Origin of the sequence: Clostridioides sp. ES-S-0123-01 (genome assembly GCF_020658415.1) — a bacterium.
In the GTDB taxonomy this organism is placed as follows: Bacteria; Bacillota; Clostridia; order Peptostreptococcales; family Peptostreptococcaceae; genus Clostridioides.
The window spans coordinates 360,176-377,808 of record NZ_JACVWD010000004.1 but is presented as its reverse complement, the minus strand read 5'-3'; the positions used below and the strand labels follow the sequence as shown (position 1 = coordinate 377,808).

The window sequence follows — 17,633 nt, the reverse complement described above, 5'->3', positions numbered from 1 at the left end:
TAAAATCTTATTTACATTGGAAGTTTGTGTAAAACTATAACCAATATAACTTTAGTTAACAGTGCAAATGGATAGGTAGCACCATACCCTGCTGCTGGGTCATCACTATCAAGAGCATCAACAGCAGCTCCAAGACCTGGTGTTGATGTCATACCACCACAGACAGCTCCAGATAACAAAATCCAATTTAGTTTGAATACATACTTACCAACTAAAAATCCAATCATCATAGCTGTAATTCCTACTACTATAGCTACTAAAGCTAGATGCATCCCAGATGTCATAATTGAATCAACAACTTTACCACCATATCTTAATCCAACTATTGCTAAGAAAAATACTAGCCCTATTTGTTTTAGAATATTTAATACTTTTTCTTCCATTCTGAAATTTACTATACCTATCTTACCTATATATCCAAGTATTAGAGATACAATTAAAGAACCACCAGTTGCCCCTAATGTAAAGTATCCTAATGGTCCCATGAACACGTGTATTCCTCCAACTAAATATCCGGCAAGACATGTTAAGAAAAATGTTATTATATTAAATGGAACTTCTGGTATCGTTTTACCACCAACACTATCTCTAGCTTCTTTCATTTCTTTTTCATATTTTCTTCTTTCTTCTCTAAGGTCCATTCTAAATATTTTAGGAAGGAAATTTACTCCTAAAATCACTATTAATACTCCAAAAGGATAGGCAACTGCATGCCCTATACCAACACCTGCTTCAGCATATGCGATATACTTATCTATTTGCTCTTGAGTTAGTGATGTAGTTGTAGCTACATCCAATTTTCCCTCTGGATCAACTACTTTTAATATTTCTTTTTTATCTTTTATTGATGCTTTCTCAAACTCTTTTGATACATCTTCTGCATGTTTACCAGCTGTTTCTAGAGCAGCAGCTAGACCAGGAGAACTTGTTAGTGCTCCTGTATAAACACCAGAAACCTCATATGCACTACTTCCTTTATTACTTGATAGCAAAGTCATTGCATAAGTCATAGAGCCTCCTATAAAAGTTATAAGCACTCCTAAAACTACAAATCTAGCTCCATACTTCTTAAGTACAGCTTTCATATCCTTAGCAGCCAATAAACCAACTGCTGCAACAAATATAATTAGAAAAAAATCAAAGAAATCAGAAGAAATAATTCCATTGCCCATCATGATAGTTGCTGCCTTATACCCTGCTGCTGTCTCTCCTTTTGCTATTACTGAATTTCCTAAGCTATACACAAGCCATCCAATAAATAATCCTGTAAATAACGCTCCTGACACTCCAAAATTAAACTTCCCAAATTTAATTTTTCCAAATAATATTCCTGTAATTACAGCAGCGAACATAAGGACAAAAGGGTTCATTAAAAAATCCATTAACTCAAATTTCACCAAACCACTCCCTTTCATATTTTGTTATTAAATTAACGATATTTATTAAAAAATATATCTCTCCCCTCTTTGCAAACTTTGCAAAATTATATCTTGTTATTAAATTAACATTTCTAATTAAAAAAATTTCATCCCTCTAACATTAGTTTTTTATGTTACAATTTAGTTAACAGTTAAATTACATAAATACTAATTATTTTTAGATAGTTAAATTTTTAATATTCATTGATATAACTAGGTTTTAAATAGTTGTTACCTAAATTATGTCAGCTATTATCTTTTGTTAATTTAATAATAGCACTATTCTTAATAGATTGAAAATATCAAAAACTTATGATATGATAGTTTAAAACTATTCTATTTTTCTACAATAATATACAAAACTTATATTGTTGTTAATTATATACTTGTCACTAATTACATAAATGAAAGGAACTATTAACCAATGAACATAAATTATCTATATTATTTCCAAACTGTTTGTAAATATAAAAACATGACTAAAGCAGCAGAAAGTATTCATATTTCTCAACCATCTATAACCTTAGCTATTAAAGAATTGGAAAAGGAACTCGGTTTTGAACTTTTTTTTAGAATAGGTAATAAAATAGATTTAACTCCTGAAGGTAAGATTTTCTTAGATAAGGCAATAAATTTCACGAGACAATTTGAGGATTTTCAAAGTGATGCACTAGATTTAGGAAAAAAAAGAAAAGCATCTCTAAAAATAGGAATTCCTACAGTTTTAGGTACTTTTTTACTTTCAAAAATACTACCTAGATTTAATGTAATTTATCCAGATATTGAGCTTAAAATTTTTGAAGTCCCAACCTTTGTGGGTGCCAAAATGATTGAAGAATCTACACTTGATTTTTGCATTGGTATAATTGATAGTGATATTTATGATGATATAGATTCAAAAACAATATATAAAACAGAATTATATTTAGTTACAAATCCTAAAAATGAATTAGCAAAACAGTCCATTATTTCAAACTATATGTTGAAAAATATTCCTTTTGTCATACTATCTGAAGGTTCTTATCACTACAAAATTATTACAAAAAGACTTGAGAAGGTTAAACCAAATATAATTTTACACTCAAATCAACTTTCTACTATTCGTTATTTATTAGAAAATGATTTAGCTTCAACGATACTATATAAAGAAATATTCCAGAATACCGAAAATCTCTGTTCAATTCCTTTAGAACGTGCAATTACTGCCAATATTGGTGTTCTTTGGAGAAAACATCAATATATATCTCATAGTATGAAACTTTTTATTGAATATATGGCTTCTATTCATATAAATTAATATTTCTACATATTATGTAAATACAGCATTATATATATTTTGATAAATATTATAAATATTTTTGAGTATCAGTATAACAATAAAATATATTATCTCAAAAGAATTACAATGATATACATTCATAACTTAAATATTATTATACTGATACCTTTAATATTAATTTTACCTATTTTAATACTCATATTTTTAATTGGGTTTACTTGGACAACCTAGCAAGAAACCCACGCATCCAGAGACAAAATCTCTCATCTGTGAAATAGTTCCTATAGATGCTGTTGCTGGTGTTGTAAAATTTCTTACAATAAAAAGTACTATTAATGCTACTATACAAATCACAGTAGCTATAACAATTTGCAATTCACTAGTTTCTCCTTTTTCAATCTCTTCATCATTATTAACAGTCACTTTTTTATCATTATTTTGATAATTGTCACTTTCTAACTCAAATCCAATAGTATTTTTCACATTCATTATATTATTTTGACTTGGTACTTGACCGTTATTAGAAGAATTATCATCTATAAAAATATTTGAATATGCATCAGTATTTGTAACTTTTCTTGAAGTTCTACTTATAAAATTAGCACTTAAAAAGTATCCAAATATTGCTGCTGAAGTAGTTCTTATCACTACATCAATAGTAGTAGTATCTTGTGAGTTAACTTCATTGACAAACAATGTGTATATAGATTCAAACATGAGTATTGCCATAACAATTATAAGACATCTATCTATCAATTTAATTTTGTACCAGGCTTTTTTTATGTTTTTCATAAACTTATGTTTTTTATTCATAGATATTATCACCTCACATAATAAAATTAAGCCCTCTTTACTAAGATATGTAGAGAGAGCTTAATGGTGAGATTACAATATTATTTTGTGTAAAAAATTATATAAAAATTAAATTATTTGTCTAAAATCATCAAATCTTTAGGGAATTTAGTTAATCTTTCAGGTCCATTTTTTGTAATTAAAACAGTATCTTCTATTCTAACTCCTCCCCATCCTGGGAAATAAATACCTGGTTCCATTGTTATTATACATCCTTCTTCTATTGTTTTATCACCATAATTACCAATAAAAGGTTCTTCATGAACATCTCTTCCAACCCCATGTCCTATCCCTTGATAATAGTAATCTTCATATTTCTTAACAACTTTTCTTATTTCTGCATCTGGAATTGTAGCATGTACACCAGCCTTCATGTTTTCAACTCCAACATCTTGTGCTTCTTTAACTAAATTATAAATCTCTAATTGTTTTTCAGATGCTTCTCCAACTATAAAAGTTCTAGTTGTATCAGAAATATATCCATTGTACATAGCTCCATAATCTACAAGTACAAAGTCACCATTTTCTATAACCTTGTCACTTGGTTTACCATGAAGCAATGAAGTTTTTGCTCCTGATATCAATATAGTTTCAAATCCTATATTTTGAGCTCCATTCATTTTCATAAAATATTCTAGTTTTGTAGCTAATTCTATTTCAGTAACTCCAGCTTTTATATGTGGAACTAACTCTTCTAATGCTTTATCAGCTATTTCACAAGCTTTTCTTGTATTTTTAATTTCTTCTTCATCCTTTACATATCTAAGAGTCTCTACAATATTTTCTGTAGGTATCAATTCCCCTCCATCTTGTTCAACTAAATTTTTAAGTTCTTCATATTTATCAAATATTATATTTGTTCTTTCAAATCCAAGCTTTTTTATACCTACTTTATCACACACACTTTTTACAGCTTTTGCCACACTTCTATCAAAATTATGCCAGTTTATAATTTCAAAACCTTTGCAAACATTTTCAGCAAGCTCCATATATCTACTATCAGTAACTAAAAAATTTCCCTCTTTACAAATAACTGCATATGCTTCTTCATCAGGAAAGCCACTTATGTAATTTACATTTGTTTTTTTTGTTAAGTATAATGCATCAAGTCCTTTAGCTTCTAACAATTCTACTACTTTTTCTACTTTACTCATGATTTTGCCTCCAAAAAATAATTTTTGCTTTAGTTATATTATACCACTAATAATGTTATTTTTTATCTTATAGATGCTTTATTTCTAAAATTTTTTCATATGTTATTAATATTGTTTATACATTTCCACTAATTTTTTACTTAGTATAAGTAACAACAAATAAGTAAAAAAATATTACTATGATAAAAGCCCATGCTATTTCTGTTTTATCAGTTATAAAAATTTAATTATCTTTATATACTTACTTTGATAATAAAAATAATATAAGTTGAGTAACAAAAATAACATATAGTTATAGCGTAGAAGGCTATAACTATATGTTATTCATTTACATGTATAATTTATATTTATTTTGCAGTGTATCCAGCCTTGATTAAAGTTTCAACAGCTAAATCACCTTTAGCATCATTTACAAGAACTATTGGCCCTGTACAACCCATACCACTTTCAGCATAGATTCCATTTTTCCATAATTCAGATACTGCATCTTCTAAGTCCATTATATCAACACCAGCTATTTGACGAGTAACAACCTCTTTATCTGGCATTTTAACTTCTACTTTTTCAGCTTTAACTTCTTTTTTAGTAAGAGAAACTATAATATCATCAAATTTTGCACTTTTAACTTTTGTAAATTCACTTCTTGCAATATTATTTATTTCTCCTTTTACAACATCATAAGCATATTTTAATGCATTAGCTACTACTGGAGAACCTGATGCTCTTGATACTATGAGTACTCTTCTATCATAGTCTTCTCCTACTCCAGGACCATACCCAAAGCCTTGAGCTTCATAGTCTCCACCTGTAGTATATGAAGAAAATACTTTCATAAATATATTTCCAGATAATGTATCAGTAACCATAACATCAGGTGCACCTACAAGTAAATCATTACCTCTCATAACACATCCACCATCTGCTCTAATTGAATCTGCAAATTCTATATCATATCCATTATCTTTTAACTCTTTTAAACATTTTTCAACTTGTCTAGCTCCATCAACATTAAGTATTCCAACTTTTGGATGTTTATTTCCCATTGATTTAGCTGTAGCAATACCATAAATAGCATTTCTTACCATTGCTTCTATTCTATTAGTAGCACTTGTTCCTGTTGTTGTTGCAAGTATCATTTCTTTTCCTTTTGCTGGAGTTATTACTCTACCTACTGTAGATACTCCTATTGGAAAATTATAATGCATAGTAACACAAGCATCTATATATCCTGAATCTAATAATTCTTCCATTTTTCCATGCATTTCTTTTTCATCATTAACTTCAACTACTTCAAGGTCAGTTTCCACTTTTGGACCAATAAGTACTATATCAAATAAGTTAGATTTTGCTAAGTGTGCACCATTAACCATGTTCTCTACACCATGTTCACTTCCAAGTGTAGTCACACCAATTCTTATTTTTTTGCCAAATTCGCCGCTTTCTATTGCATTAGCTACTTCTAAGAATACATCTGCGATTACTTTTTTTGACATATCCTCACCCCTATTCTTCTAACATATCTAATGCTAGTTTTTTCATAGATTCAGCTATTATCTTCTTAATTTCATCTTTAGATATTCCTGAAGTCTCTTCAGTAACACCTGTATTTCTTTCAGCTATAAAAGATACTCCATCAAATAAATTAGTCATTCTTCCTAAGAATAAACTACCTTTTCCAACTATCATAGCTCTATTTCTATCTCCTGTAGTTAAATCATCTATTAAAAATCCTATATAAGGAGCTCCTGATGGTATATGTCCTTGAGTTGGTGCCCATCCTGGTAATCCTTTATTAGTCACAAAATCTTTTAATTCTTTCTTCTCTAAGTCTCCACGCTTAACAGCAAGTGCACCTATCATTTTGTAGTTTGCTTCTGGAACATCTCCTGCTCCTGCTGGCTTAGTTATATCTGGATTTTGCATTTCAACTGAATATACATCAACATCTGTTATTTTTAAATTAGCTCTATCAAGACCTGAAGTTATAAGTGCTGTCATAACTGCTTGAGGTGAAGAACCAGTTCCCACTGTATGCTTACCTGTTAAATCAGTTCTTATAACTGGGTTTACACCATCATTTTCAGATACAAGTACTGCAAATCCTCCAACAACATCTTCAAGTACAGGAAGGCCTTTTTTAACATGGTCTTTAGCATTCATTCCAAGTTTAGCACTTGCTCCACCTGCTACTACCATTACATTTTTGTGTATTCCAGATTTTACTAAAGCTGCAGCTTGAATTAATGCATGTGTTGGTGCTGCACAAAATCCTCTTGTATCAGAACCAGTTGCGTTTTGAAGTCCAGCTATTTCAGCTATTGATTTAGCAAAGTTTCCTCCACCTCTTTGGTTTATATCTCCACAAGCTTCTTCTGAACACTCAATAACATAATCTATTTCAGCAGGGTCTATTTTACTATGTCTTAGCATTTGAATAGCAGATAAAACTCCAGATGCTTTTACTACTAAATTTTCAAACATTGTATGAGCATTTAAGTTAACATCTACGTCATGTGCTCTTTTTACATAGCCAACGAATTTTCCATCATGGTATAATCCTTCTGCTATGTGTGTTGCTACTAATTCCTTACCTTCTTCTATATCATCACCCTTTAATTTTCCTACAAATGGTGCAATTTCAGGGTAGTTATTTTCGATTTTTGGTTTTACTTCATCAATAAATTCTTGCGATAACTTTACTAAGTCAAATGCATCACTTATTTGCATTAAAGCTATAAACTCATCTTGAGGCATTATTTCACCAAATTTACCATTTCTAGTTCCCTCAACTTTTTGTTCACACCATGGCATTGGCAAATCTCTTAATTCTTCTGGTCTTCTGTTTCCTATGTAAACTTGATTTGGCATGTAGTTAACTACATCCTCATAACTTCTTATATGATTACCTACTTCTTGTAAAAATTCTGAATCTGGATTTGTTGCTCTTTCAACTGTACAAGTACTTCCATTTTGCACTATCATATCTGGAGTATGAATAAGTACATAGCCTGCCCCTTTTAAAACTGGATAAGTCATTTTGTGCACCTCCATAAATTTTATGAACACCTAATTTTAATTTCATTAAAGACTTCAATTATTATATTTTTATTTTATTGTATATTTTATTCTTTTTTTATGTATTTTGGTATTTTTTAAGATTTCATGAATGAATAACTCACATTTACCCATTCATGAAATCTATATTATTTTTTTGTGTATAGTTATTTTTTATTTTTAGTGTGTGTTTATATTTTTATCTATATAATATATGTGTGTGTTATTTTTATTTTTCAAATACTGTTTGACCATCTACTTCTGTAGTTAAAGCGTTTAATGCTTTTTCTACAAGGCCTCTTCTTAGGGCTTTTTCTTCTGTAGGGTCAAGTGCTGGATTTCCAAGTGGATGAGGTATTGCTATAGTTGGAACTATTCTGTTAGCCCCTACTGTTAACGAAATAGGTACTACTGTACACATATGAACTACTGGAAGTCCAGTTTTTTCTATTTCTTTTACCATCGTTGCACCGCAACGAGTACAAGTACCTCATGTAGAAGTTAAGATTACTGCATCTACACCATCAGCTACCAACGCTGCTCCAATTTCAGAAGCATATTTTTTAGAGTTTGCAACAGATGTACCATTACCTACAGTTGTGTAGAAAGTTTCATGTAATTTTCCTATTACACCTTCTTTTTCTAAGTCTCTAAGAACATCAACAGGTAATACTCTATCTGCATCTAAATTTGCATATACTGGGTCATATCCACCATGTGCAGTTTCATAAGTTTCTTCTGTTAAATCCATAACTCCTGCTATAGAATAAGTTCCATATTTAGAAGCTGAAGAAGATTCTATTCTATCTGGATTTCCTTTAGGAACTATACCACCAGAAGTAACTAAAGCTATTTTGCATTTTGATAAGTCTTTTACAGGATTACTTGGGTCAACTCTATCAAAATTTGGCATTGGATATTCAGTTTCAAATGACTCGCCTTTTATTTTCTTAATTAACATGTCAACAGCTCTCTTAGAACCTCTGTCTTCATGGAAGTAGTTAACTCTTATTCCTCTAGCTATGTATCCTTCTTCTTTAGGAGTTCCAATTTCTTCACCTTTAGCAAGTTTTATTGCGAGTTTAGCTATCTTAGGAAGTGCTTTTCTCATACCTGCTGCAGAATCAGAAGTTTCTACTACATAAACATCCTTTTTGAACATATCTGCACCTGGATTTTCAATGTACATACCTGTTAAAGCTGGTATACTTAAAGCATCTTTTACAACTTTAGTTATTGTTCCAGCAGCAACCCCATATCTACCAGCATTAAAGGCAGGCCCAGCTATAAAAAGTTGTGGTTCAAAACCTTTTATCATCGCTAAAACTTCTTCACTTGCGCTATCTATATTTTCATTGAAATAACTGTCTCCGCACACTACTGTACCAACTACTTCAATATCTTCACCTAATAATTTATCAAGTTGTAAACTTATTGGAGGTAAAGTTTCTGCCACATGTGGCTTAGTATCAGCTTTTTCTTCTCCACCTATACCAGCAAAGAACTGATTAATATAATGTACTACTCTTAGTTTTCCCATCTCTTAGTTTCACCCCTTTTGCTTTTAGGCATTAAAATTTGCAAAATTCTTCTCTTATACCAGACATTTCTTCTGCTATTTCTTCAACTTCTAAAACCATTTCCATCATACTTATTTGATCTTCATATACAGTTTCATCAAATAATTCTTTCATTTGTTCCTCTACAACATGGTAAACACTTAATCCTAAAGCAACTCCAGCAAGTGGTCCAGCGAAAGTTGGATCCCCCGCAGTTACTGTTTCGGCTGCAAGACCTGCAGCTTCGGCTTCAGCAGCACCTAGTAAAATCACAACATTTTCAGCTCCGAATTTATCAGCAGCTTCTTTAACTCTGTTTTGATTTTCTAAGTCCATAGCCCCAGCAGCTGTTCAGACAAAGCATTCTGTAGATGAGAAAACAACCTCTGCTCCTTCTACTGTTTTTACACATTCTTCTATTGCAGGTCCTGGTATACCATCACGGTCACCTATTATAAGAACCTTTTTATTACTAAGTAAACTCATAATAATCCTCCTCATTATATTTCTAATTATTTATATATCCATAACATTCATTATGTTTTGATAGATTTATTTACAATCTTTTTAATTGATATTACTCAATCATGATATTACTAAATCGTTTAATGAAATAACTCTTAATATCCTTTAGCAGTTAAATGACCAAATCCTGTTTCATTAGTTGCACCTGTTATAGCTTGTATTTCAACTTCAATAGTTCCATCAGCTTTTAAACTTCCATCAGAACCACCAGCTATTACATCTACTACTTCTAAGTGTCCAATTACCTTATCTAACTTAGGAAGTACTACAACTTGGTTAGCATTTCCACCTGTTACAACAGCATCTGCTCTTACATCTGCATCTGCAAGTGATTGAGAACCTCCATCACGTCCAGCATATTCATCTGTAACTATAACTGTTTTTACACCTTGCATTTCTATTTTTTTGCAGTTCATTATAAGGTCAGTATCTGGATTTCCAAAACCTTCTTGTGAAACTATAACTGCGTCTAATCCTAAGTATTTACATAACTTAGAAGTCCAGTTTGAAGATCTTTCTTTATCTGCTAGGTAAACATTTTCATTAGTTATAATTACACCTACAAAATTTATATCTTTACCATGTCTTGCATATAAGTCTTCAACAACTCCATTGTTTATATGAACATAACTTGGATTTTTATCACATGCAGAAACACAGTTACCACTTACAATTGCTCCGTCCATTAATTCTGTTGGATATAATAAAGTTGGTACTATTTGTTTTGCATCTACACCATATACATAAGTGTCATGTAATAATCCTTGAGTTTGAAGCATGTAAACATATCCTACTTTTGGAAGTTCTGGATACTCTTTTATTGACTCAAGAAGAGGTTTAGTTTCATACACTGAAACTTCGTCTGGAGTAAGATTTCTTGCTGCTTCTCCTAAATACATTGCTGCTTTGAATCCTATCATTCTAACAGCTTTCTCATGAGCGTATTGTTTTAAACCATCAATAGGTTCAGCTACTACTACTACATTATTTAATTTAGAAAATGGAGTGTATTTAGCCCCTTCTCCAGTCATATCTACTATACCTTCTTGGAAACCTACTATCTTTCCAGTAGTTACAACAGCTACACCTTTTAAAGCATGAGTTTTTCCTTCTCCTACAGTGTCAACCTTAGACATGATACCTGGGAATATTCCCCCATTACCTTCAACTTTTACTCTTGGCTCAATAACATCTTTTACAGGTGTTATTCTTATGCTTTCACCTGGACGAGCTAATTCTATATCTATAGACTTAATATGCTCATCTCCACCAATTTCTTGTAGCATCTCTTGCTTATTGATGAATAATACTCCATCTTTCACTTCTGTTACATCACCAAATTGAATATCTTTTATAAAGATTTTCCCTAATTCAAGACGCATACTTGCACCTCCTGTTATTTAATTTTGTATATATGCATTTGAGTTTTTCTCAAAGTTATATCAATATTTTCTAACTTATTTTAAAGATGTTTTCATATTGTGTTTTTATGTCTTGATATTTGTTTTATTACTAAAAATTCTTTATCGTAAAAAAAATATTTTATCCAAAATTATTTTTTTAACAAACTAAGACATAAAAATCCTTTTTATTTTACTTCTAGACTTAAATCGATTTTTTCTTTGTTTTTGTTAATATTGTATCAATATATTAAAGATATTTTTTAATCATATCTTCTATATTAGTAATTGTAGCATCATCCTTAGTAACTTCGTCTACTTTTTCTCCATCTTTGTATATAGCCATAGTTGGAAGTCCTAATACTTTTTGTTTTATCGCTAATCTTCTAGCTTTTGTTGTATCCATTTTACAGAATTTTATTTTATCCCCATAAGTTTCAGCTAATTTATGAACATCTGGCATTAAAGCTTTACAAGGTTCACAACCTTCACTCCAGAAATCAACAAATACAAAACCTTCTGCGTTTAAAACTTCTTCATCAAAAGTACTTTTATCTAAATCTAACATTTTCATGTTCCCCCTTGAAATTTTTATTTTATTTTAATATTTTAAATATTATTCATTAACTTTACTTTATAACTTTTTAGTTTTCAAACTTTTCATCAATATATTTTTCAGCTACTATAGATGCAATTGCTCCATCGTTAGTTGCAGTTACAACCTGTCTTAGAGTCTTAGATCTGCAATCACCTGCTGCAAATACACCTGGTATATTAGTTCTCATGTCTTCATCAGTTATTATGTAACCTTTTTCATCCATATCAACTTTGCCTTTGAATAAATCAGTTTGAGCATCTAATCCAACGAAAACAAATACTCCCATTGTTCCATCCTCTTCATCTGCAAAGTATTCATGAGTTTCTCCAGTAACTTTATTCTTAAATACAACTGATTCTAATATTCCATCACCTTTTATTTCTTCTATTACTGTATCTAGTAAAAACTCTATCTTTGGATTAGCCTTTGCTTTTTCTTCAACACTTTTAGCGCATCTAAATCCTTGTCTTCTATGTACAATTGTTACTTTTCTAGCAAACTTAGTTAAATACATTGCTTCCTCTAATGCACTGTCTCCTCCACCTACAACAAAGACTTCAAAGTCTTCAAAGAAATCTGCATCACAAGTTGCACAATATGAAACCCCTTTACCAGTAAGTTCTTTTTCTCCTGGGCAACCAATTTTTCTTGGTGTTGCTCCTGTTCCTATTATTACTGCTTTTGCTCTATATTCTGCCTTTTGTCCTTTTAAAACTTTTATATCTCCATCTAGTTCAGTATCTACAATGTTGTCTCTTAACATTTCTGCTCCGAACTCTTTACATTGCTCAACCATTCTAGCTATTAGACTTGGTCCTGTTGCATTTGGAACTGACCCTGGATAATTTGCAATTTCATGTGTTATTACAATTTGCCCACCAGTCTTATCTTTTTCTAGGATTAGAGTTTTCAACTTTGCTCTTGCTCCATAAAGACCTGCTGCAAGCCCTGCTGGTCCTGAACCAATTATTACTAAGTCATACACATTTTCCATTTTGACTTATCCTCCCCAATTAAATTTCTTAATTTTTATTTAATATTAAATCAGATTTAATATTTATGCTATTTTAATAACTTTTTAACAAATTCATTTATTCATACTGCATTCTTTGTATTGTATTATAAAATATGTCATAATCGATTACTCTAAAGTCATCTTGAACGCTTTCTGTCCATGCTGGAGTCTTTTTATTATTCTGAAATTTACTTGCAGTTATGATTGCTTCTTCAATTAAGGTTAAAGAGTTTATATCCAAACGATTTCCTTGTTTTAGTATAACTGTTCTATAAGGTGTCTCATTTGGTTTTACACTCCCATATAGTGGATGAGATAAAAGTTCATATCCTTCATGTATCAAATCTCTACTTGTTTCTAAGATTCCAATATAAGTTGTATCTTTAAATAAAACTTCTCTGTCTTGAACTTCTTCTTTTACTTTTGGATTATTTGTGATTATTATCATTTTTTTACTCTCTTTCAAATTTTTATTTATTGCTCGATAAATAAAAAACAGGAAAAACAAATCTCCCAATTTGTCTTCCCTGTTAAAATCATTTTCAGAGACCCGTCCAAGTACAGTCATCTTTACCTGAGAATTTCATTTAATCTTCTGGGTATGTAAGATTAAATTTGTCCCTTCGGTCGCTTTTTATAAAGCAGTCTCCCATACTCTTCCCCCGGATTATTATATTTTCAGAAAATTGAAAAGTTAGCAATTTATCTTTTTATTTTTATAAATAGCTTTTTTCTATCTCTGTTGACTTAAGTATATAAACATTCTATAAAATTTGCAATAGTTTTTTTATATGTATTTTGTATACATTTTTACTTTTTTTTCCAAATGTTGATATTACATATTTCCTGTATTTTCTTTTTTTTTTAAGTACAAATCTTTTTTGGTTTATTATTTCATATTGATTAAAAACATAATCATTTTTGTAAGAAAGATATATTTTTTTAATTCTTAAGCTGGGAGAACAAATTTCTCATAATTTTTTACAAATTGATGTCATTTATTTCATCAAACCATGATTTCACATCACCTATAACAGATTTTATACAATCATTGTCAAATGGAGAATATAGATTTCCTATACTTACAATATCTAAAAATGACTTTGTTCCACCTACTTTACAGATGTTTATATAGTCATTCCATCCAGAGTCTTTGTCTTTAATCATTTTTTTCCAAAATTGTAATGCGCAAATTTGAGCTAATGCATAATCTATATAGTAAAAAGGATTTTTAAATATGTGACCTTGTTTAAACCACCAGCAACCTCGTTCTAAAAAAGAATTATCATCATACTTTCTATGTGGTAAGTATTTTTTCTCTAAAAACCTCCATATTTCTTTTCTTTTTGATTTGTCAATATTAGGATTTTTATAAATATAATGCTGAAATTCATCAACAACTACTCCATAAGGTATAAATTTAATTGCAGATGATAAATGAGTAAACTTGTATTTATCTGTGTCTTCCTTAAAAAATAACTCCATCCATGGCCATGTTATAAATTCCATACTCATTGAATGAATTTCGCAACTATCCAGTGTAGGAAAATTAATCTCTGGCATTTCAATCCATCTGGACATATACAATTGAAATGCATGACCTACCTCATGTGTCAATACATCTATATCATCAGATGTTTGATTAAAGTTAGAAAAAATAAATGGCGACTTGTAGTCTGGTATATAAGTACAGTACCCACCAGCCCCTTTTCCTTTCTTTGTTTCTAAATCCATAAGTTCGTTTTCTAACATAAAATTAAAAAATTCACCAGTTTCTTTAGATAATTCAGCATACATTCTTTTTCCATTTTCAATTATGTATTCTGAATTGCCCTTTAACGTTGGATTTCCTGTTAAAAATTCTAAGCCTTCATCTATGTAACTCAAAGATTCTAGACCGGTTCTCTTAGCTTGCTTTTCATAAAGTTCATCAGCCAGTGGTACAATATATTTTAATACTTGTTTTCTAAAATTTTCAATCCTATCTTCTCTGTAATTACTTCTCATCATTCTAATATATCCAAGCTCTACAAAGTTTTTAAAACCTAGTTTTTTTGCTATTTTATCTCTCAGTTTAACTAATTTATCAAATATATCATCAAATTTAGGTTCATTTTCTTCAAAGAAATTATAATATGCCTTATTCGCTAATTCCCTTGTTTTTCTAGACTTAGAACACATAAACATTCCCATTCCAGATAAGTTTCTCTCTTCTCCTTCAAACATTATCTGTGCAGATGCTAAAAGTTTAGTATACTCTGAACACAATTTATTTTCTTCTTGTAATTCCTTTATTATCTCTTTAGAAAAACTTTTTAAAGAATAATCCACTATTGTAAAAAATTGTTCTCCAAATTCTTTTTTTAAATTAGATTTAAATTTAGAATTTACTATAACATTATAAAAATATGAATTTAATTCTTCATATAAAGGCATGTATTCGTCCCAATATTTTTTTTCCTCTTGATAGAGTTTATTAAGAGTATTTATACTGTATCTTATAGATGCTATGTTTGACAACGTTTCTATTTTATTTCTCAAAAAATTAATTTTATGTATATTTTCTTGTTGTTCATCATAACAACAAGAATTATCTATTTCCTCTACACACTTTAAAAACTCTTTTTTTATACTATCATAATTTGGTCTTTCATACTTAAACTCTGAAAACTTCATTTAAAACTCTCCTTTATAAATTTGTTCTTTATTTATAAATATAGTTTTATATGCATTACATGCTATTATTTACATGTATTACATACTACTATGACTTTATAAATTATTATTTTGAGTAATATTTACATTATAATCATGTTGAATAATAACATATGATTATTGTAATTACAATATTTTATAGAATAAAACTAATTACTATACAAACTTTAATAAAGCTTTCATATAAAACTATTAACCTTTATAGTATAAGCTTATCTCTACATCAAAATGCAAACGATGTCATTTTTTATAGTTAACTTTTATACACTCATAAAAGATACAATTTTACATAAGTATGTTATATAAGTAATAATTTTATCAAAAAATTAATACTATTAAACTTTCTAAATTGCTTATCTCTTGGTATAATAATATACACATTAAATTTTCTACTGAAATTTTGTTCAACACTAGTTGTGTCAACGTTTTCATTAGGAAATTGAGGATATAAATTACTGGAGGTTGATATGTACAAATTAATCGCACTAGATATTGATGGAACAATATTAAATACAAAAAGAAAAGTTACTCCTGAAGTATTTGAATCTATTCAAGAAGCAAAGAAAGCTGGAGCTAAAGTAGTTATAACAACAGGTAGACCCCTTCCTGGTGTCAAAGGACTTTTAAATCAATTAAATCTAACAGATGAAGGTGATTATGTTATATGCTTCAATGGAGCTATGATTCAAGAGGTTAAAAGTGAAAAAATAATACATAATGTAGAGATGACTTTAGACGACTTTGATTTTATATACAACAATGTTTGCAAAAAATATAATACCAAAATACACATAAATACCATGACAAATTTAGTTACTCCAAACGAAATTCCTGGTAAGTACACACTTCATGAAGCTAAATTGAATGATATAGAAGTTAAATATATACATAAAGATAAAATTGATAAATCTATTAAAATCTGTAAGGTTATGATAGTTGATGAACCAGAAAGATTAGAAGAAATTATAAAACAACTTCCTAAGAATTTATTCAATAGATATACTATAGTAAGGTCTGCTCCCTTTTATTTAGAATTTTTAGGTAAAACTACTAATAAGGGTACTGCACTTCAAACATTATGTAATAATCTAAATATACCTATAGAAAATGCTATTGCTGTTGGTGATGAAGAAAATGACCAACATATGATAAAATATGCAGGGCTTGGTGTGGCTATGGGAAATGCACGTAGTAGCATAAAAGAAATTGCTGATTATGTTACTGATACCAACAATGAAAATGGAGTTGCAAAGGTTATAAACAAATATATACTTAATAAAGCTATCTAAATATCTATAAAAACTAAAAATATCCCTTTAGATTTAAATACATCTCATATATATGTTAAATACTAATAGTGTATATTGTATGGATATTTTGTCTAAAGGATATTTTTAGTTTTTGATAGGTACATTCCTATACTAATACTTTTTGTTCAAGTTTAAATATTTTATACGATTCTACTATTGCTTCATTAATGTCCAAGCAATATATATCTTCATCATCTGATAATCCAGCTTCTTTTGTCCATGCATCAAAATCATTCTTCGTCCAGAAGAAATTCATTACATTTCAGCAACTTGCTGCCCAATTTGAATGCTTATCAAGGTTTATATGAAGCACTCTTAAATCTGGATTGTTTACATATTCAATTTTTTCATCTTTTATAAATATTTCTATTTCTTTACCTGTGGCACTACAAATAGAATTTATTCTTACATCTTGATTAAATGTGCAAGAAGTTCCTATTGCATCTATAGCACACATTGCACTGAAGCTTCTATTATCACTTAATGTAACTTTATGATTAGTAGGTAATGCTGATACTGGATATATAAAATTTATGCTATCTCCATCAACAACCATTATATTTTTATCAATAAAATGGTTCAGTGTAGTTTCTAGATATTCTTTTTCTAAGCTTAAATTTATACTTATATGTTCAATTACTTCTTTAAGTGTAACACTAGAACAATTATCTATTATCATATCCATAATAGATATTCTTATCTTTCGTTGTGTGTCATTTAAACTATTGTATTTTTCTATTTGACTCATTTCTAC

General features: G+C 29.6%; 15 protein-coding genes and 1 riboswitch. Of the genes, 2 read left to right on the top strand and 13 right to left on the bottom strand.

What is annotated here, in order from left to right:
• Positions 1–11: 11 nt before the first annotated feature.
• Complete coding sequence (locus tag IC175_RS11655; protein WP_227482798.1) at positions 12–1,415, bottom strand: hypothetical protein; 1,404 nt, start codon at positions 1,413–1,415, stop codon at positions 12–14.
• 427 nt (positions 1,416–1,842) lie between these two features.
• On the opposite strand from IC175_RS11655, the gene IC175_RS11650 reads away from it, so the two are divergent.
• Positions 1,843–2,715: a LysR family transcriptional regulator gene (locus tag IC175_RS11650; RefSeq protein ID WP_227432689.1), complete on the top strand. Its 873-nt coding sequence runs from the start codon at positions 1,843–1,845 to the stop codon at positions 2,713–2,715.
• A gap of 186 nt (positions 2,716–2,901) precedes the next feature.
• On the opposite strand, the gene IC175_RS11645 is transcribed toward IC175_RS11650, so the two are convergent.
• From IC175_RS11645 to IC175_RS11595, 11 genes are all read right to left on the bottom strand, one after another.
• Complete coding sequence (locus IC175_RS11645; RefSeq protein WP_227432688.1) at positions 2,902–3,510, bottom strand: hypothetical protein; 609 nt, start codon at positions 3,508–3,510, stop codon at positions 2,902–2,904.
• Between the two features lie 113 nt (positions 3,511–3,623).
• On the bottom strand, positions 3,624–4,703 hold the full coding sequence (locus IC175_RS11640) for a M24 family metallopeptidase (protein WP_227432687.1): 1,080 nt from the start codon (positions 4,701–4,703) through the stop codon (positions 3,624–3,626).
• 347 nt (positions 4,704–5,050) lie between these two features.
• A complete protein-coding gene (gene grdD, locus IC175_RS11635; protein ID WP_227432686.1) occupies positions 5,051–6,196 on the bottom strand; it encodes a glycine/sarcosine/betaine reductase complex component C subunit alpha in 1,146 nt (381 codons plus the stop codon).
• A 10-nt stretch (positions 6,197–6,206) separates the two neighbouring features.
• Entirely contained in the window at positions 6,207–7,739 is a 1,533-nt protein-coding gene (gene grdC / locus IC175_RS11630; RefSeq protein WP_227432685.1) for a glycine/sarcosine/betaine reductase complex component C subunit beta, read from the bottom strand.
• Between the two features lie 247 nt (positions 7,740–7,986).
• Positions 7,987–9,297 carry a glycine reductase complex selenoprotein B gene (gene grdB, locus IC175_RS11625; protein WP_227432684.1) on the bottom strand — a complete coding sequence of 437 codons (1,311 nt, stop codon included), beginning with the start codon at positions 9,295–9,297 and terminating at the stop codon, positions 7,987–7,989.
• 31 nt (positions 9,298–9,328) lie between these two features.
• Entirely contained in the window at positions 9,329–9,802 is a 474-nt protein-coding gene (grdA, locus tag IC175_RS11620; RefSeq protein WP_227432683.1) for a glycine/sarcosine/betaine reductase complex selenoprotein A, read from the bottom strand.
• Between the two features lie 134 nt (positions 9,803–9,936).
• On the bottom strand, positions 9,937–11,223 hold the full coding sequence (locus IC175_RS11615; protein ID WP_227482802.1) for a glycine/sarcosine/betaine reductase component B subunit: 1,287 nt from the start codon (positions 11,221–11,223) through the stop codon (positions 9,937–9,939).
• Between the two features lie 268 nt (positions 11,224–11,491).
• Positions 11,492–11,809, bottom strand: coding sequence for a thioredoxin TrxA (gene trxA / locus IC175_RS11610; RefSeq protein ID WP_227432681.1), 318 nt, complete (start codon positions 11,807–11,809; stop codon positions 11,492–11,494).
• 76 nt (positions 11,810–11,885) lie between these two features.
• Positions 11,886–12,833 (bottom strand): thioredoxin-disulfide reductase, encoded by a 948-nt coding sequence (trxB, locus tag IC175_RS11605; protein ID WP_227432680.1) that lies wholly within the window; start codon positions 12,831–12,833, stop codon positions 11,886–11,888.
• 97 nt (positions 12,834–12,930) lie between these two features.
• Complete coding sequence (locus IC175_RS11600) at positions 12,931–13,302, bottom strand: GrdX family protein (RefSeq protein WP_227432679.1); 372 nt, start codon at positions 13,300–13,302, stop codon at positions 12,931–12,933.
• A gap of 103 nt (positions 13,303–13,405) precedes the next feature.
• Positions 13,406–13,516: riboswitch (glycine riboswitch) on the bottom strand.
• Positions 13,517–13,835: 319 nt separating this feature from the next.
• Positions 13,836–15,530, bottom strand: a complete 1,695-nt coding sequence (locus IC175_RS11595) for a M3 family oligoendopeptidase (protein ID WP_227851536.1) — start codon at positions 15,528–15,530, stop codon at positions 13,836–13,838.
• Positions 15,531–16,036: 506 nt separating this feature from the next.
• On the opposite strand from IC175_RS11595, the gene yidA reads away from it, so the two are divergent.
• Complete coding sequence (gene yidA / locus IC175_RS11590; protein WP_227432677.1) at positions 16,037–16,858, top strand: sugar-phosphatase; 822 nt, start codon at positions 16,037–16,039, stop codon at positions 16,856–16,858.
• 127 nt (positions 16,859–16,985) lie between these two features.
• Here yidA and saoL read toward each other — a convergent pair whose 3' ends face one another.
• Positions 16,986–17,627, bottom strand: a complete 642-nt coding sequence (gene saoL, locus IC175_RS11580) for a MerB-like organometallic lyase SaoL (RefSeq protein ID WP_255606497.1) — start codon at positions 17,625–17,627, stop codon at positions 16,986–16,988.
• Positions 17,628–17,633: the final 6 nt, after the last annotated feature.